The organism is Okeania hirsuta (assembly GCF_003838195.1).
Taxonomy (GTDB): Bacteria; Cyanobacteriota; Cyanobacteriia; order Cyanobacteriales; family Microcoleaceae; genus Okeania; species Okeania hirsuta.
On the sequence record NZ_RCBY01000059.1, the window covers coordinates 1 to 18,412 of the forward strand.

General features: G+C 38.0%; 11 protein-coding genes and 1 pseudogene. 5 read left to right on the top strand and 7 right to left on the bottom strand.

Annotated elements, in window-relative coordinates; translation table 11 throughout:
- Positions 1-208: 208 nt before the first annotated feature.
- The 3 genes from D5R40_RS12275 to D5R40_RS12285 all read left to right on the top strand — a co-directional run bounded on the left by D5R40_RS12275 (position 209) and on the right by D5R40_RS12285 (position 3,506).
- Entirely contained in the window at positions 209-1,174 is a 966-nt protein-coding gene (locus D5R40_RS12275; protein WP_124146653.1) for a metal ABC transporter substrate-binding protein, read from the top strand.
- Positions 1,171-1,932, top strand: a complete 762-nt coding sequence (locus D5R40_RS12280) for a metal ABC transporter ATP-binding protein (protein ID WP_192901277.1) — start codon at positions 1,171-1,173, stop codon at positions 1,930-1,932. The genes D5R40_RS12275 and D5R40_RS12280 overlap by 4 nt, the downstream gene beginning before the upstream one ends.
- A gap of 755 nt (positions 1,933-2,687) precedes the next feature.
- Positions 2,688-3,506, top strand: coding sequence for a metal ABC transporter permease (locus tag D5R40_RS12285; protein WP_124146654.1), 819 nt, complete (start codon positions 2,688-2,690; stop codon positions 3,504-3,506).
- A gap of 497 nt (positions 3,507-4,003) precedes the next feature.
- Here D5R40_RS12285 and D5R40_RS12290 read toward each other — a convergent pair whose 3' ends face one another.
- From D5R40_RS12290 to glgB, 6 genes and pseudogenes are all read right to left on the bottom strand, one after another.
- Complete coding sequence (locus tag D5R40_RS12290) at positions 4,004-4,777, bottom strand: matrixin family metalloprotease (RefSeq protein WP_124147064.1); 774 nt, start codon at positions 4,775-4,777, stop codon at positions 4,004-4,006.
- A 142-nt stretch (positions 4,778-4,919) separates the two neighbouring features.
- Positions 4,920-5,120, bottom strand: a pseudogene (locus tag D5R40_RS12295) (UPF0175 family protein); the annotation flags it as partial.
- A gap of 184 nt (positions 5,121-5,304) precedes the next feature.
- On the bottom strand, positions 5,305-5,487 hold the full coding sequence (locus D5R40_RS37700; RefSeq protein WP_205127639.1) for a hypothetical protein: 183 nt from the start codon (positions 5,485-5,487) through the stop codon (positions 5,305-5,307).
- Positions 5,488-9,093, bottom strand: a complete 3,606-nt coding sequence (locus D5R40_RS12300; RefSeq protein WP_339379569.1) for an NB-ARC domain-containing protein — start codon at positions 9,091-9,093, stop codon at positions 5,488-5,490.
- Positions 9,015-9,839, bottom strand: coding sequence for an esterase/lipase family protein (locus tag D5R40_RS12305; RefSeq protein WP_240039158.1), 825 nt, complete (start codon positions 9,837-9,839; stop codon positions 9,015-9,017). Before D5R40_RS12305 ends, D5R40_RS12300 begins: the two co-directional genes overlap by 79 nt.
- 210 nt (positions 9,840-10,049) lie before the next feature.
- Positions 10,050-12,377 carry a 1,4-alpha-glucan branching enzyme gene (glgB, locus tag D5R40_RS12310; RefSeq protein WP_124147066.1) on the bottom strand — a complete coding sequence of 776 codons (2,328 nt, stop codon included), beginning with the start codon at positions 12,375-12,377 and terminating at the stop codon, positions 10,050-10,052.
- A gap of 1,212 nt (positions 12,378-13,589) precedes the next feature.
- Between glgB and D5R40_RS12315 the strand changes: the two genes are divergently transcribed.
- Together D5R40_RS12315 and D5R40_RS12320 are read left to right on the top strand one after the other, a co-directional pair.
- Complete coding sequence (locus tag D5R40_RS12315) at positions 13,590-14,165, top strand: hypothetical protein (RefSeq protein ID WP_124147067.1); 576 nt, start codon at positions 13,590-13,592, stop codon at positions 14,163-14,165.
- A 745-nt stretch (positions 14,166-14,910) separates the two neighbouring features.
- Positions 14,911-16,809 (top strand): peptidoglycan D,D-transpeptidase FtsI family protein, encoded by a 1,899-nt coding sequence (locus D5R40_RS12320; RefSeq protein ID WP_124147068.1) that lies wholly within the window; start codon positions 14,911-14,913, stop codon positions 16,807-16,809.
- An 809-nt stretch (positions 16,810-17,618) separates the two neighbouring features.
- Here D5R40_RS12320 and surE read toward each other — a convergent pair.
- Entirely contained in the window at positions 17,619-18,323 is a 705-nt protein-coding gene (gene surE, locus D5R40_RS12325) for a 5'/3'-nucleotidase SurE (RefSeq protein WP_124147069.1), read from the bottom strand.
- Positions 18,324-18,412: the final 89 nt, after the last annotated feature.

Consider the following 18,412-nt stretch of genomic DNA (forward strand, 5'->3'; position numbering starts at 1 on the left):
CCAAGTAATGCGTGAACACCCCCGTTGACGGTGGGGTATTAAACCCACAAAGAAAATGATAATGTTCCATCTGAACGCCATTGCCACACTCCCCACACCTCCCCATCCTTTTTATCTAATTACACCAATGCTACCGGATTTGATACTACCCATTGTGGTATGATAAATTTGAAAATGATAATCATTCCCAAAAATAACCTGTATACTAATGCTCAAGACAATTAGACGAATTCACTGTTTATTCTTAGGAACAGCAGCACTGGCCACGGCTGTTTCTCTCGGAAGTGTTAGTAGTGTGGCCCAAAATCAAAATGAAACTAAAATAGTAGCAACTTTCTTACCTATATATATGTTTACCAAAGGAGTTACCGGAGAAAGTGGAAAAGTAGAACTCTTAATTCCTGCGGGAGCAGACCCCCACGATTATCAGGCAACGCCAGAGAATGCACGGAGTATTGCAGAGGCAGATGTATTAGTAAAAAATGGGTTGGGGTTAGAAGAATTTTTAGAGAAATTAGTTGATGCTACGGGTAATTCTCAACTTCAAGAAATTGATGCTAGTCAAAATATAGAACCCCTAGAAGAAGAAGATAAGGACCACGACGACCACCACGACCACGACCACCACGACCACGACCATGACCACCACCACGGTCATCACCATGAAGAAGGAAACCCTCATGTTTGGTTAGATCCTGTTTTAGCGCAACAACAAGTTAAGAATATTCGGGATGGTTTAATTCAAGCTGACTCTAATAATGAAGCTACTTATAGAGCTAATGCTGATATTTATATTCGTAAATTACAGGAGCTTCACCAAGAATTTCAAACTCGTTTATCACCCTTTCAAGGATGTAAATTTATTGCTTTTCACGATGCTTATCCTTACTTAGCTCAACGGTACAATTTACAACAAATGGCAGTGGTGGAATTGCCAGAAGATAATATCACGCCTAGAGATGTTCAAAGAGTAATAAAAGCAGCTCAAGAATATCAAGTTAAAGGTTTACTTGCTGAAACTGGATTTAATGATAATCGGATGCAACAAATTGCTAAAGATATTAGATTACCAGTCAAAAAATTAGACCCAGTAATCAGCGGTTCGTTAGACCCAGAATATTATTTTACTGCTATGAGAAATAATATAAAAACTTTAGAGGAAATTTGCCAGTGAAGTTAGTAGCAATAAACAAAAATATTCCAGTAGTTGATGTACAAAATCTGACAGTAGTTAGAGGAAAATATCAAGCAGTAGAATCTGTGTCATTTCAAATATTTCCTGGTAGTAATACAGCAATTATTGGTCCGAATGGTGCAGGAAAAAGTACATTAATTCAGGCAATATTAGGTTTAATTCCTTATGAATCAGGCTATATAGAAATTCTAGGCAAACAAATAAAAGATTTAGGAAAACATTGGCAAAAAATTGGTTATATTCCCCAAAAATTACCTTTTGACCGGAGTTTCCCTTTAAGTGTAGCTGAATTAATCAGTTTAGGTTACCCTGAGCAAGGTTTGATGAGGTCGCGGGAAAAGCATATAGCAATAGAAAAAGCTTTGGTACAAGTTAAGTTAGAAAATCAGGCAAAACAGCGAATAGGAAGTTTAAGTGGTGGGGAGTTAAAACGGGTTTTATTGGGATATTGTTTGGTGCAAAATAGACAATTATTAATATTAGATGAAGTTATGGCTGGTATAGACCCAACTGGAGAAATACAGTTTGCTGAATTACTGGCAAATTTACATCGAGAAGAGGGTTTTTCTATTCTGCAAGTTTCCCATGATTTAGATATGGTGAGTCGTTATTGTGACCAAGTTATTTGTATGAATCGTCGTTTATGTTGTCAGGGTAAACCTAGTGTTGCTTTGGATGAAAATAACTTGAGTAAAGTTTATGGGGATAGTTTAACTAGATATGTTCATCAGCATTAATAGGGAATAGTTAAATAATGAATAATGAATAATGAATAATTAATAATTAATAATTAGGGCTTGCTGATTAAATATAAAAGTATTAACAAATAAAGGTTTGAGCCTTTTTAGGTCTGGAAAAAATACCTAGTTTTTGGCTGTTGTCGTCTCAAAATAGTAAAGTTTTGACACTAACTATCAGAAAATGTGGTCATTACAGATAGTCTAAACTGTTCCCTGTTCCCAGTTAAGTGTTCCCTGCCATAACTATTAGACTTTTTCAGCAAACCCTAATTAATAATTACCTATCCTTGAAAAGAAGAGGATTAACTCAAAGGAAAATTTTTTCTTGTTTCTCCTTTAAAGGAGAGGCTTTAAGCTTTAATTATTCCGTAATAGGGAATAGTTCAATAATTGATAATTGATAATTGATAATGGATAATTGATAATGGATAATTGATAATTACCTCTGGTTAAAACAGTCCTTGATTGAAAATAAGGAAATATTATTTCTTTATTTTCCCCTTAAAAGGGGAGGCTTTAAACCAGAATTATTTAATTATTAATTATTAATTATTCGGTAATAGGAAATAGGGAATGGGGAACCGAAGTAATAAAATTCTTATTGCTGGCAAGATGCCTGCACTACACACATTTAATTATTAATATCTGTACTTCATATATTTGGAATATGCTGTATATATTTTGTTGTGTATTTATAATTATTAACCTTAGCTTCTCTATAAATAAATTTACTTGACTTGTATTTAATAAATATGGATTTTTCAGAATGGATTAATTTATTTAGTCTACCATTTATGCAGCGAGCAATTATAGGGGGTATTCTATTAGGAATTTTAGGAGGAATTATTGGTGGTTTCGTGATTTTGCGCCAATTATCTTTATTTGGAAATGTCTTGGGCCATACGGCTTTTTTAGCTGTAGTATTAGCTGCTTTATTACAGTTACCACTTACGATCGCTTTAACTGTTTTTTTGGTATTCTTTGGATTAGGAATAAATTATTTAATTGAAAAAACTAATTTAGGTGGAGATACAATTTTAAGTATTGTAATTGCGGGTTCGGTTGCATTGGGTACTATTGGGTTTAATTTTATACCTGGGTATCGAGGAAATTTATTATCTATATTATTTGGTGATATTTTAGCAATTAGTAATCTAGATTTACTTTTTTTAGTTATTTTGTTAGTCGTAACATTGGGTTGGTTAGGATTGACTTTACAACAACAAATATTATTAACTTTAAATTCGGATTTAGCACAAATTCAGGGGATACCAGTACAAAGATATAAATACATATTTATAATTATTTTATCCTTGGCGATCGCTCTGACTATGAGAGCAGTTGGTATTCTATTGGTGGATGCTTTTTTGGTAATTCCAGCAGCAACAGCTAAGTTGATTTGTCATCAATTTGTACCATTTTTAGGAGTTTCTGCGACAATTGGTGCCATGAGTGGGGTGTTAGGAATGATAGTATCTGGTAGTTTTAATTTACCTTCTGGTCCTAGTATTGTTTTAGTACAGTTAGTAACATTTTTGATAGTAGTATTTTCCGGTCGAGGAAAGTTTTGAATTTATAGCAGAAGGAAGAAGGAAGAAGGAAGAAGGAAGAAGGAAGAAGGAAGAAGGAAGAAGGAAGAAGGAAGAAGGAAGAAGGAAGAAGGAAAAATCTTTGGTTGTCTGAGTTTTAATCTTTTGATATATCCTAACCTTTCCTTAGACTGCTATAAAATTGGAGAAAACTTAGAGGTTTTGCTACCTTAGCAGAGTCTAGCAGAACCTATATCGCCACTTTCATGCAATAAACTAAGTGCCTATTCCAAATCTGATTGCAAAGGAAACTTACCGAATAATTAAGGTAAAAAGCCTCTGCTTTAAAGGAGAAAAAAGCAGTCGTTAGCGGAGCTTCCCGAAGGGTGGGATGGCGCCATTCGGAGCGGGTCTGCAAGAACGGGTTTCCTCGCCATATCCAATCGACCAAGAGAAGAAAAAAATTTCCTTTTAGTAAATCCTCTCCTTGAAAAGAAGAGGTAATTGTTAATTATTAATTATTAATTATTAATTATTAATTATTGAACCCCCAATCTAGTTGCTTGCAAATAAATCCGCTTCAAAGTATTAATATCCCTAGCTGAAATAGGAGGAGGTTCTGCCACCTGAGAATAATACATAACATCAGTTTTCTCAGAACTATGACCCCAAATCCCCAAAGCATGACCAAACTCGTGACGAACAGCAGCAGGAAGATATTTACCTACTTGCATCGGACTCAACCAAATTACAAAACTCTGAGATAAAGTTCCGTTCTCATCTTCATGTAGCTGATAGCGAGTCTCCGCAGAACGCGCTCTTAAATTTCCGGGGGTTAAAGGAGGTCGTTTGTTAAAAATTTTGATATCGGCAATTTCTGGGTTATCTACTATTTGCAAGGGTAAATAAGTATTCCATTCCCAGATAGCATCTATTACAATATTAGCCCATTGACGAGAGCGAGATATGTTTTGCAAGGAGTCAGGAGTTGATTTAACTGAGCTAGAAAATAGGTTATTTTCTGATTTCTTACTGTTTTGAGAAGATTCGACATAAACTTTAATAGGAAACTGCGACCAAATTAAATAACCTACATCCTGAACTTCAATGCGATCGAAATAATCACCGCTATTACTGGTGTCTTTCCATTGTGCCAAAGTTGGTGGTAAGAGGTGAGTTTTTAGAGTAGGTAAATCTTGGGCATTAACCTCTACATTAGGATTTGAAATCAAAAAATAGAAGGCTAGCATCCAAACAGCAAAACCTAGAAAAAATAAGCGCAAATAAACCGATACTATTCTGTTAACAAACATTTTAAGAAAGTGATAGGTTATGAACAAAGGTAATTGGTGGACTAAAGCCTAACTACGAGGGTAATTATAACCATTCAACCTAACTCTTTTCCCTTCTGACAACTAACAACTGATAACTGATAACTGATAACTGATAACTGAATTAGGCACGTTTTAGTTCCTCTGCTAATTCACCTTCAGTAAGTTGAAAAGTATCTACACCATAATCAGCTAATTTTGTCAAAAATAAGACTTTGGGAATACCTGCTAAATTTGCAGCAGCACCGGAAGAAAGACGACCTAATTCATAAAGTTTAATCGCAGAAATTAGTTTCATTTCTTGACTAAGTTTTTCAGGGGTTAATTTTAAAGCTAAGGCTGTTTATTCTGGTATATTAATAGTTAGTTGATACATAGGTATAATTTATTTTTTGTTCAAATATTAATCTAGAAATGATTATGACATAAAATAATCAACTTTAGTATTTTAATTCTCTAGCTTTAGTTGGAGAAACTAATAGCTGATAACTGATAACTGATAACTGAAATCACCGCCACCACCGAGAAACGTCTTGAATAGCAATGACTATATTTTTTATTGCTTCTTCACCTCCTAAAGAAAAGATGACGGTAGTTAATGCTGTTATGTCTGAGAGTAAGTCGGGGCGAGTGCGAAGGGATAGGGTGTGAAGGGTATTTTGCCAGAGGGTATAAAGTTGAGTTTTTTGCATTTATGAGAGTTTATTAGCCAAAGCACTGAGAACTTTGGGGCGATGGTACTCATCCTGAATCTGTCGAGCAGTAGCCAGTGCTTCTGGCAATATTTCTGGGAATTTATCACCTAAAGCACTGAGCATTGGGGCGCGATATCCCTCAGACTGAATTTGTCGAACGGCAGCGAGTGCTTCTGGTAATAATTCGGGAAATTTATCAGCCAAAGCTCTGAAAACTTCGGCGCGAGATATCTCAAAGTGAATTTGTCGAGCAGCAGCGAGTGCTTCTGGTAATAATTCGGGCGTCAATTTACCAGCTAAAGCTACGAGAAGTGGGGCGCGATCATACTCAGACTGAAGTTTTCTAGCAGTAGCCAGTATTTCTGGTAATAATTCTGGTAATTTACCAGCTAAAGAACTGAGAACTTCGGCGCGATATTTCTCAGACTGAATCTGTTGAGCTGCAGTCATAGCTTCTGGTAATAATTCGGGCGTCAACTTATCAGCCAAAGCACTGAGAAGTTGGGTGCGACATTTCTCGTCCTGAATCTGTTGAGCCACAGTTAGAGCTTCTGGTAATATTTCTGGGAATTTACCAGCCAAAACACCGATAAATTTGGCACGATGTACCTCAGACTGAATCTGTCGAGCCGCAGCCAGAGCTTCTGGTAATATTTCTGGGAATTTATCAGCCAAAGCACTGAGAACTTCGGCACGATGTACCTCATTCGGAATCTGTTGAGCAGCAGTGAGAGCTTCTGGTAATATTTCTGGGAATTTATCAGCCAAAGCACTGAGAACTTCGGCACGATGTACCTCATTCGGAATCTGTTGAGCAGCAGTGAGAGCTTCTGGTAATATTTCTGGGAATTTATCAGCCAAAGCACTGAGAACTTCGGCGCGATATCTCTCATACTCAATCTTTCGAGCCACAGCCAGAGCTTCTGGTAATATTTCTGGTGTCAATTTATCAGCCAAAACACCGATAACTTTGACACGATATTTCTCATACTCAATCTTTCGAGCCACAGCCAGAGCTTCTGGTAATATTTCTGGGAATTTATCAGACAAAGCACTGAGAACTTCGGCACGATATTTCTCATACTCAATCTTTCGAGCCACAGCCAGAGCTTCTGGTAATATTTCTGGTAATATTTCTGGGAATTTATCAGCCAAAGCACTGAGAACTTCGGCGCGATATATCTTATCCCGAATCTGTCGAGCAGTAGCAAGAGCTTCTCGTAATAATTCGGGAAATTTATCAACCAAAGCTCTGAAAACTTGGGCGCGATCTCCCTCATACTCAATCTTTCGAGTTATATCCAGTGCTTCTGGTAATAATTCTGGTGTCAATTTATTAGCCAAAGATCTGAGAGCTGAGACGTGAAATCTATCATCCCGAATCTGTCGAGTTATATCCAGTGCTTCTGGTAATAATTCTGGTGTCAATTTATCAGCCAAAGCATTGAGAACTCCGGCGCGAGATATTTCATCTGAAATCTGTCGAGTTGCAGCCAGTGCTTCTGGTAATATTTCTGGTAATTTATCAGCTAAAGCACTAAGAACTTCGGCGCGGGGTATCTCATCTGAAATCTGTCGAGCAGTAGCCAGTGCTTCTGGTAATATTTCTGGTAATTTATCAGCCAAAGCACTGAGAACTTCAGCGCGATATCCAGACTGAATCTGTTGAGCAGCAGCCAGTGCTTCTGGTAATAATTCTGGTGTCAATTTATCAGCTAAAGCACTGAGAACTCTGGCGCGATATCTCTCAGACTGAATCTGTTGAGCAGCAGCCAATGCCTCTGGTAATAATTCCGGTAATTTATCAGCTAAAGCACTGAGAACTTCGGCGCGATATCCCTCAGACTGAATCTGTTGAGCAGCAGCCAGTGCTTCTGGTAATAATTCCGGTAATTTATCAACTAAAGAACAGAGAACTTCGGCGCGATATACCTCATTCTGAATCTGTCGAGTTGTAGCCAGAGCTTCTGAAAGAGCTAGTTTTTTTAAGTTGTCTGGCAAATAATCAACTAATTTTTTGATAGAGTCTCCTTTATCCCTTGGCTCAGGCTTTTGTAATACGTAGGCTAACCCTTGCTCTGGAGTCCAGAAATTATGTTTAACCAAAGCCACCAACAAATTTCCTGGTAAATTTGCTGCCAGACTATTAATAGAAGCAGTTATCAAAGCATAACGACACTGCCAACCAACAACTTGAGGCAACCTACCTTCATCCCAGTCAATCTCCGCTAACTCCCAAGCACGAGCCACATCAGTAATAAAAATCCCCATTTGCCCTAAACGTTCGCACGTTTCATACCAACCATTAGCCCCACTTTGCGACTCCTCTGCCAATAACCCATGAATCTCCTCTATCTTCCCTGCCTTTTCCAAATGCCAGACTAGATGCTGATGAATATAACCATCATTAGGTAAAGTATGCCAAAGATGATTATCCGTTAACTTCCTATATTTCTTCAAAAATATTTTGTGAGCCTTAGCTAGACGAATACCCAACCCCGGCAAATCACCTTCTTCTGTTGGATGTAATGGTGCAGTCAACAAATTCCGAGCCAGATCGTGAAACAAATCATGTAAACGATAAGTAGGCTTACCATCTGCCAAAGCCACACCATCCAACAACAACGCCTTCCTCCGCAAATCCTTCAACTTATCCCTCGCATCCCTCTCATCATTCATACCCCAGAGGACAGCCGCCATCCCTGGAGTAATATTCACATCATCCGGCAATATTCCCAACCAAATAAAATCTTCCCGCCTTTTGTGTTTCAGTTGCTTGATACTCAAATTCAAGGAAGCAGTCAAACTCAACTTTTTTAAACTAGCCTCATCAACAACATCCTCTGGACCTAGTATATCCAACGTTTTTAACCGAGCAATTTCCCCTTGAATATCAACTAACAGCTCTCCCCAAGACATACCATCTGCAACTTGAGCCGCTGCCAACTCCAAAGCTAAAGGCAAATATCCCAGTTCCTTAACCAAAGCCTCCGCCTGTTTTGCTTCCTCTCCCCTAATTTCACGCCCTAACCTTTGACTGAGAAGTTGCATTGACTGGGATAAAGTCATCACATCCAGATTGTAAATTTCAGCATCTAAAACATCAGCGATCGCTTTTTCCCTAGTAGTCACCAAAACCTGACAGCGCGGACCTCCCAAATTAAATATTTGGGCATGGTCTGGACTCCAAGCATCATCCACCACTAATAGCACAGCTTTGTCAAAAAGTAAAGTCCGCAAATGATTAGCAGTCGCCTCCACACTTGTAGGTTTGAAATTATAGTCACCCAACGCCTGCACCCAAACACTCAGCATGGGCAAAATATTAGGCTCTTGACCCAAAGTTACCCAGAGAATACCATCAGCAAAACGAGATTGTACCTCCTCATCATAAGCTAAAGCCGTTGCCAAAGTAGATTTACCCACAGCACCCAAACCGTGGATAGCAGTCACCACAATAGCTTGGGTATCCGGTGAATTTGTCAGTAGGTTAGCCTTTAAATTGTCGCTGTATTCCGGGCGATCTACATAGTATCTGGGGAGGGGTGGCGCCTGGAATACATTGATTCTAACTTTTCTCGTATCAGTGGAGGCACCAAATATTTTTCCACAAACTTTTTTACGGAAAGATAAACCAAATCATTTTTTCCAGGTTTAGCAATAGAATTGTGGTCTGCTGGAATAGCAATAGGTTTAACATCCTTAATTCCTGGGTTAGCACTATCCTCATCCACAACCAAAACCCCACTCATGGGTTGAGTTTCATAGAGGACATGAGTTTTAATTTCCAAATTATCAACATTTTGTCGATACCATTCGTTAAGTTGCCGTAACTGAGGCGAATGCGCTTTTAATTCCTGAACATTCACCGTCGCTCTCGTTAAAAGATTAATATTATCAATTAAATTAGCCAAGTTTGAGCCTTGATGGGGAGTGGATAAAAATACAATCCCTTGAGTCTGTTTGATAATAGCTTTTTTAGCATCAAAATTTTGAGCTGTACGAATTAAATCTTTAACAACCAACCCACCCATACTGTGAGTCACAAATATCAGGGGGCGATCGCCTATATCATTAACGTCAAGATATTCCAGTAAATTACTTGCTAGGTCAAAACGGGGCATTCCCTGACCAACATATCCAAAGCGAGGCGTATCATATCCAAAAGTCCAGACATTTGCTTGTAATTCCTCCCCCAACCAAAACGGCCAAAAGTCCAAATCTTGATTATCTCTTTTGCTTTGAGGATGCCATGTACCCCAGGGGTGGCCAGCCAAACCATGAACAAAAACAATATCACCTCTGGGATGAGAATTTTCACACTTAAATACTGGTGATAAACCAAGCATATTCTCCTCTGTTATATTATTTTCAGTTAGGGGAGAGGAACGGGCAAGATGCCCATTCCACAAGATTACAAGACTACAAGATTACAAGACTACAAAACTATTAAAATCATCCCGCATTTATGCAATGCCATCTTTTCAATTTTGCTTTAATAGCTCTCAGTCATTTAACCTTCAGAAATAGTTTCAGCTTCAGTAATAGCTCTCAGTCATTTAACTTTCAGAAACAGTTTCAGTTTCAGTTTCTGTCTCCTGAGACTGGTCCATCACTGCTAACGTTTTCTCCCGGTCTAACTTCAAGACTAAAACACCCAAAGGAGGCAGACATAAGTCCAATGACTGTGGGTGGTTATGGAAGTACCACTCATCAGTCCACTTACCACCTAAATTACCCATGTTACTACCACCATAATTACCAGCGTCACTATTAAATATTTCAGTATAGAATCCTGGTTCAGGTACACCGATACGATAATGACTATGGGGTTGAGGAGTAAAATTACAAACCGCTACCACAAACTCTTTCCCATCTTTAGCGCGACGAATAAACGACACCACACTATGATTATTATCACTACAATCTATCCACTGGAAACCTTCCTCAGTACAATCTTGTTCATACAAAGCAGGTTCAGAACGATAGAGCTGATTCACATCCCGGAAAAATCGCTTCATTCCTTGGTGAGCATCAAATTGGAGCAAATGCCATTCTAAATCGCCCCAAACATCCCATTCACCCCACTGAGGAAACTCCATCCCCATAAACATAGTTTTCTTACCAGGGTGAGTAAACATATATGCAAACAACGCCCGGACATTAGCAAACTTCTGCCAATCATCCCCTGGCATTTTACCCAACATATTACTCTTGCAATGTACCACCTCATCGTGAGACAGAGCTAACATATAGTTCTCACTGTGGTGATACCAAATACTGAAAGTAACATTATTCTGGTGGAACTGTCGGAACCAAGGGTCCATTTCAAAATAGTCCAGCATATCGTGCATCCAACCCATGTTCCACTTGAGGTTGAAGCCCAAACCACCAACATAAGTAGGCCAAGTTACCATTGGCCAGGCAGTAGATTCTTCTGCAATGCAGAGAGTACCAGGATAGTAACCAAAAATCAAATGATTAACCTGACGGAGGAAATCAGCAGCTTCGATATATTCTACGCCTCCATATTGATTCGCAACCCATTCACCGTCGGGTCTCAAATAGTTGAGATAGACCATAGAAGCAACCGCATCTACCCTAAAACCATCAATATGATACTTTTCAAACCAGAAAAGGGCATTTGAAACTAAAAAGTTACGGACTTCATTACGACCATAGTCAAATACTAAAGTACCCCATTGCTTATGTTCACCTTTGCGGGGGTCTGGATGTTCATAGAGATGAGTACCATCAAAGAACGCTAAACCATGTCCATCTTTTGGAAAATGTCCCGGTACCCAGTCTACAATTACGCCAATACCATTTTCATGGCATTTGTCCACAAAGTACATGAAATCTTCAGCATTACCGTAGCGAGATGTAGGGGCAAAAAATCCTGTAACCTGATAACCCCAAGAACCATCAAAAGGATGTTCTGCAACAGGTAACATTTCAATGTGGGTGTAACCTAAATCCTTGACGTAGGCAACCAAACGATCTGCTAATTCTCGGTAGGTAAGAAAACGAGCATCAGGTCTGAGTTCCGAGACTTGAACTACAGCCTCAGTTTTCCCATCAGGCAGTTTAGCAGGTTCAGCAGCAGAGGCATGAATCCAAGAACCCAGGTGGCATTCATAGACAGAAATAGGCTTGGTGAGGGGGTCAGTGTGGCGACGTTTTTCCATCCATTCTTGGTCATTCCAAGTATATGAGTCTAGGTCAACAACAATAGAAGCTGTTTTGGGCCTTACTTCCTGTTGATATCCATAAGGGTCACTTTTTTCATAGATGTGTCCTTCCCAGTTTTTAACCTCATATTTATAATGTTCTCCAGGGCCAATATCAGGAATGAATAATTCCCAGATACCTGTGTGGCCTTTCCGCATTTGATGTTTACGACCATCCCAATAGTTGAAGTTTCCTAAAATTGAAACGTTACGAGCATTGGGTGCCCAAACAGCAAAATAGACTCCTTTGACTCCGTTAATTTCTGTGAGATGTGCCCCTAATTTTTCGTAGATACGATGATGATTTCCTTCTCCAAATAGTTGAAGGTCAAAGTCTGTGAGTTTTGGAGAACGAAAGGCGTAGGGGTCGTTGATGACTCGTTCGTGTTCTCCTTCTTTGATTTTGAGTTGATAGTTGGCCAGTTCTGGAACGTCTATTACACATTCAAAGAAATGTGGATTATGGACTGACTGCATTGGGTATTCTTTCCGATCTACCGGTGAAATGACCGAGACAGCTTCAGCACTTGGTTGGTAGGCTCGGATTACTGTCACAGTTTTGCCATCTTGTTCTATCTGATGGACACCAAGGACTTGAAAAGGGTCATGGTGATGGTTCCAAACTATTTGGTTAACTTGGTCTGCAGAAATCGTCATGTTTGTCAATATAATTTTGTTAACAATTAATTAGGAAGGCTCCAGAATGGGAAAAGATATGCTAGTCGATGCTTGATTAGCACAGATTCTCCAAATATTGGGCATACACAGCTAATGTCTAAGGGTTAAACAATAATTCAACTTTCACCTTTTTACCATGACAAGTGCTTCTGACACGCTCAATAGTTATAAAAGGATTTTTTGTTTTACACAATTAATGTTAAGTATACAAATTATGAATACAAATTCGTTATTCACTTACTCCCTATCTTGGTGCACTTTCCCTCTCTTGGTCGGTATTCCCATGGTGAGGAGACTGTTCCCTATGGTCCCGGAAGGGGAACGTCGGGTTTGGACTACTTGCGACTGTCGTCGTCGCGGGGTCGCACTGCTACTCCCTGTTCTCAATAAGGTGTAGCAAAAATGCGTAAGATTTGATCTAAGAGGCAGCATTCTGTAGGAAAAAGCGTCAGCTTTGTGTCAGGAAAATGTACCTTATGGTGCAGATATTCTCTCGACATTAAAGAGAAAATTATCCCTAAAAGAAGCTTATATAATTCTATTTTCTATATACCTCTATGTGTTTTGTCTTTATTTATCTATTCTTCCTTTAAATTAAATTTTTGTCTATTTAATCGGTGACTATTGGGACATTTAAATGGATTTTATGACAAATGCGATCGACTATTAAAAAATTAAACTTGATGGGAAATCGTATCTAAATCAGCATAGATACTTTGCAGTTTAATTACAATTGGGAAAATATTAACTAAGATTAATATTTTCCCAATTGTAATTAAACTTGATGGGAAATCGTATCTAAATCAGCATAGATACTTTGCAGTTTAATTACAATTGGGAAAATATTAACTAAGATTAATATTAATTTGTACTACTAAATGTTGTATAGCTATTCAAAATAAATTACGATCGATTAAATAAGAACTAAACTGGTATATTAACATTGCTATTTAAAAGTTTTAGCTTCAAAGTTTTTCATATATAATTAAAGTAATCTGATATAATAGGTAATTTTTTACAACAATTGTCAATGTAGGAAATACAACTAAAACTATCAATCAAATAACTTAGAAGCTGATAGATATAAAAATTCAAATTAAAATTTGAATGGGAAATTAAAACATATACTCAAAATTAGATACTGTTATATTTTGTATGCTTATAAATTAGATGTCAGTATAGGTAAATTATATGGTTGCAGTTAGAAGTACATTTTTGGCCCCAAACAATAAGTCCCCAAAAACAAATTTGTCTGTCGTCTCAAAAAAATCAGCTCGCCGACAAAAACTAACGTATGAAGAAAATTTATCTCATAGTAGCTATGCTTCAGAAAATAGTAGGGACTCACAAATAATTCAAGAACAGAATTTGGCTCAAGTCATATCCTTACCTAAGTCCAAACCACTCTGGTTAAAATCTTTGATGGCGACACAACTAACTTCATCCATGGTCACAGTATTATTAGCAAGTACCAGTGTAGCAATTTATGGCTGGACAATTTATGGTCAGTCGAAATGGACGACAGAATATCAACAATTACAAAAACTTAGACAAAAAGAACAACAGATAAGTGTGGCTAATGAGTTATTGAAAAATCAAATAGCTGAACAAGCTTCAAATTCTGATAATGGTTTAGTTTCACAAAATTCTGTAAAGCGGATATTTTTAGACCCAGCACCTCCACGTCCTGCTCCTAATGCTCCTAAACCTTATCTAGAATCTACTTCTGGTCATAAATATCTGCTCAAAACACCAGTGGGATATTAAATAGCATTTCTTACGGAATGCTTTTTGGGGATTTGAATCTTGCCTGAAACTATGAGCTGTGTAGACAGTGAGGATTTAAACCTAAGCTCGATCTTTTCCCTTATTGGTTTAATAACCCACCATCACCTGCAGTTTCAATAGGGTTGATGAGGTGAGAATTACCATTGACCCCATTCTCAGCTCTACCAACTATCAACTACTTACTACTTCTTCAAGCACTTAATCAAACAATACTTTGCTTACTGATAAATGCTTCCTTGTATCATGGCCGTTGAATACAGAGCACTCTGGAAAATACAGAATAACTCTATTCCTAAGTAGGAGTACATCATCCATCATTTCGGAGTATTAGTATTAGTGATAGACATTTGTTTGAGAGTCTAATTAAACAGATCATTAGTATTAATAATTGGTATTACCGGACATAATATTACTTGAAAATCAAAAGTTTCGTGGAACCCATACTTTTACCCCATTAATTAATCAATATTCTTGGAAGACTGAAAGCATTTGTCTTCTCCACGGATAAGTCTTCTTCGCTCTATCTGTAGATTTTTTTGACCATTGATGGCTTCACAAACAAGCAAACAACTAAATTAGTTAATATTTAACTCAAAGGAAGAAAATTAAAGAAGGCAAGGGTTTAAATCTCCCACTTCTTAAAGTTGCTTACATTAAATTAGAGATTTAACCACAAATTAATGCTTCTTCTTTCCTGATTAATTATTATTAATAAATAACTCAAATGTCTGGTTATAACTATACTTCAAATACTCAACTTCGTCGTAAGTATTTCAAAAACAAACAAACAGAACAATCTAGTTCTAAACTCAAAAATCAAAAGTCTCAAAGTGAAACATATTCTGTCAAAAATACTCATCAAAAATTATTATCAATGCCCTCTCGCCAAAAACCAGAAAAATGTCAAAAATCTAGACTTTACCAGGTCTGGGTACTTTTAATACTTGGCTTATTAGGATTAATAATTAACCTATTCTATTTACAAGTGTTGCGAGGTAAAGCATTACAAGAACAAGCAAAACACCAGCAAACTAAAGAATCAATTCCTTTCGTTCCCAGACGCCCAATAGTTGATAGAAATGGCAATACTTTAGCAATTGATAAAATAGCCTATACCCTCTATGCTCACCCCAAAATTTTTAATCGTTCAAAACAAGAAGTTGCTTATCAATTATCAACTATTTTAGAAGGAGCAAATTTGGAGAAAACCCTAACTTCAAATGACCTACTCCAAATGTTCAATGAAAGAGAGACAGGTATAAAAGTTGCCGACTTCATACCTCAAGAAACTACAGATAAAATTACTAATTTATTTGTTGATGGCTTAGAATTAATTCAACATCCACAACGTGTTTATCCTCAAAAAGAACTAGCTGCTGAAGTAGTAGGATATGTAGATGGAGAAAGTATAGGTCAAGCTGGGATTGAATATAGCCAACAAAATCTCTTAGAGCGCTCTGTACCAAAAATCCAATTTCGGCGCTTAATCAAAGGTGTTCTTGTTCCAGACAAACTAACTACAGGTTTTCTACAGTTAGATGACCTTTCTTTGCATCTAACTATTGACTCTCGCTTGCAACGAGTAACACGAACTATCCTAAAAGAACAATTAGAAGAGTATGAGGCCAAACGAGGTACTGTCATAGTGATGGACGCTAATGATGGTTCTATACTCTCTCTAGTATCAGAACCTTCTTATGACCCCAATCAATACTATAACTATGACGTAACACTATTCAAAAATTGGGCTGTAACAGATGTTTATGAGCCAGGTTCTACTTTTAAACCAGTAAATGTGGCCTTAGCTTTAGAAGTAGGAGCAATTGAGGGAGATAGTGTATTTTACGATACAGGTAGAATAGTCATCGGAAATTGGCCTATATTTAACTCTGATGGTAGCGGTGGGGCACGCACTGTGACTGAGATTATTCAACACTCCAGTAATGTAGGTATGGTGAAAATTGTGGAACAAATGCCCCGAGCTGTTTTCTATGATGGCCTTAAACGCTTGGGATTAGGAGATACTACTGGTACAGACCTTCCCTTTGAAGCACCGAGTATTTTAAAGGGCCGCAACCAGTTTTTAATGGTGCCAGTGGAAGCTGCTACTACTGCTTTTGGCCAGGGATTTTCTCTTACTCCTCTACAACTAGCACAGCTTAATGCAGCTTTAGCAAATGGGGGTAAGTTAGTGACGCCTCATGTGATGCGTGGTTTGTTTGATAGTAAAGGACAACCATATTGGCAGTTGTCTTTGCCAAGTCCTAGACAGGTGTTTTCTTCTAAAACTACGACAAAAGTATTGGCAATGATGGAAAGGGTGGTTGAAAGTGGTACTGGTAAAAGAGCCAAAATTCGTGGATATCGAATTGCGGGTAAAACTGGTACGGCTCAAAAAGCTTCTGAGACTGGGGGTTATTCTAAGAAGGCTAAGATTACGAGTTTTGTTGGTATTTTACCAATGGAGTCTCCCCGTTATGTGGTTTTGGCGGTTATTGATGAACCTATTAAGGGTAGTGGGGGAAAGGTGGCAGCTCCTATTGTTAAGTCGGTCATTAAGTCTTTGATTAATATTGAGCAAATTCCTCCTTCTGATATCAGGTCTGTGCAAAGTCAAAATTAAATTCGGTGTTGGTGAAAAGAGGTATGATATATTGTTCGGATAAGAGTGCAAACAAAAAACTTTCTCCTTCTATTCCTTATTTCTTTTTCTTTCTTCCCTCCTGAATCGGTCTTCCCCCTCTTGGGAGGGGCGCGCGGGTGGGTTGACTCCTAAGTAATTAAGACTGATATCATACCCTAATTTACCAACGCCTTAAATTCTTTTTGGTGGTTTCCATTTCCTCCTGATTTTTCGGTCAGAACTAAGTCCTGGTGAAGTCAGGAGATTCAAAAATAGAATCGCAAAAAGGTAGAAAAATGCTTCCATCTCCCCTACTCCCCTACTCCCCTACTCCCTTGGGTCGCACCACTGTTCCCTATTCCAAAAATTGGGAGATATAGTCTAACTAGGGTTTGCTTATGGAAGTCTTATGGGTTAGGGTAGGAGTCAGGAGACAGGAGACAGGAGACAGGAGAAACGGAAATTACAAAGGATGTGGTCGAATATTTTGTCCTTGAATTTTTCTACCCTTGTCTGCTCAAAATGCTAACTTTTTGGTCGCTCCAGCTTAAATATTGTTGCACTTTTTTTTGTTCTAAAAAGGCACTTACCTTTATCTATCAATCCTTTGAGAATTAATCAGCAAGCCATAAATATTATATCCGGATAATTAGTGATGAAAAAATTTTCTCCTCTTCTTCTTTCTTATTTACCCTTCATTTCTTCTCCTTCCTTCTTTTTCCCTACTGACTCCTGAGGACTGACTTCTGACTTCTCTCTAGTTATTTATAACTATTCAACCGGACATAATATAAATGCTTAATAGTTGATTAAAGTTGAATCTTGGTAATCGCAATATTACCAGCAAAGCAAACATCTACATCCGTACCAGGAGTGCGGTCGCGTTCTCCATATTTTCCGGTATAATAAAAATCTTCTCCTTCCATTTGATAAGCTACTGGTAATGGTTGGGTTGATGGTGTGCAAAATACCATTTTTGGATCTGGTGCTTCGGGTTCTAAATAAGGAAAGTTTACATTCCAAAAAGCTCCTGGTTCAAGGGGGCGGTTGAGTAAATCTGCTAATACTATTTCTGCTAAACGAGTTACTCTTTCCCAATTCACAGGTTTTTTTCCTTGACGATATTGAGAAAGGGCGATTCCTGGAATTCTGTGAAATGCTGCTTCCCTTACTGCTGCTACTGTACCAGATATGTAGACATCTACACCCATGTTACCCCCTGAGTTAATACCTGAAAGTACCCATTTGACATTATTGTCGATGTGTGTTAGGGCAATTCTAGTACAATCTGCTGGTGTACCGGCGATCGCATACTCAACCTCAGACAGAGTTTGGATATTAATTGGTTCTTGAGTCGTAACTTGATGTCCACAGCCAGATAATTGTTCTTGAGGAGCGACAATTATACTTTTTTTAGAAGATGCTAAAGGTAAATTGACATTATTGACAGCTTCCCAAAGTGCTTTAATGCCAGGAGCATTAATTCCATCATCGTTGGTGAGAATAAAGGTCATACTTTTTAAGAATTTGAGTTTAGCTATAGCAATTCTATTTTATTTGTGTATAAAAATCTTACCGCTTTTAGGGAACAGGGAACAGATGG

What these genes read in the sequence shown, in the direction of transcription:
- D5R40_RS12275 (WP_124146653.1), top strand. Translation starts at nt 209, where the DNA reads ATGCTCAAGACAATTAGACGAATTCACTGTTTATTCTTAGGAACAGCA.
- D5R40_RS12285 (WP_124146654.1), top strand. Translation starts at nt 2,688, where the DNA reads ATGGATTTTTCAGAATGGATTAATTTATTTAGTCTACCATTTATGCAG.
- D5R40_RS12290 (WP_124147064.1), bottom strand. Translation starts at nt 4,777, where the DNA reads ATGTTTGTTAACAGAATAGTATCGGTTTATTTGCGCTTATTTTTTCTA.
- D5R40_RS37700 (WP_205127639.1), bottom strand. Translation starts at nt 5,487, where the DNA reads ATGCAAAAAACTCAACTTTATACCCTCTGGCAAAATACCCTTCACACC.
- D5R40_RS12305 (WP_240039158.1), bottom strand. Translation starts at nt 9,839, where the DNA reads ATGCTTGGTTTATCACCAGTATTTAAGTGTGAAAATTCTCATCCCAGA.
- glgB (WP_124147066.1), bottom strand. Translation starts at nt 12,377, where the DNA reads ATGACGATTTCTGCAGACCAAGTTAACCAAATAGTTTGGAACCATCAC.
- D5R40_RS12315 (WP_124147067.1), top strand. Translation starts at nt 13,590, where the DNA reads ATGGTTGCAGTTAGAAGTACATTTTTGGCCCCAAACAATAAGTCCCCA.
- D5R40_RS12320 (WP_124147068.1), top strand. Translation starts at nt 14,911, where the DNA reads ATGTCTGGTTATAACTATACTTCAAATACTCAACTTCGTCGTAAGTAT.
- surE (WP_124147069.1), bottom strand. Translation starts at nt 18,323, where the DNA reads ATGACCTTTATTCTCACCAACGATGATGGAATTAATGCTCCTGGCATT.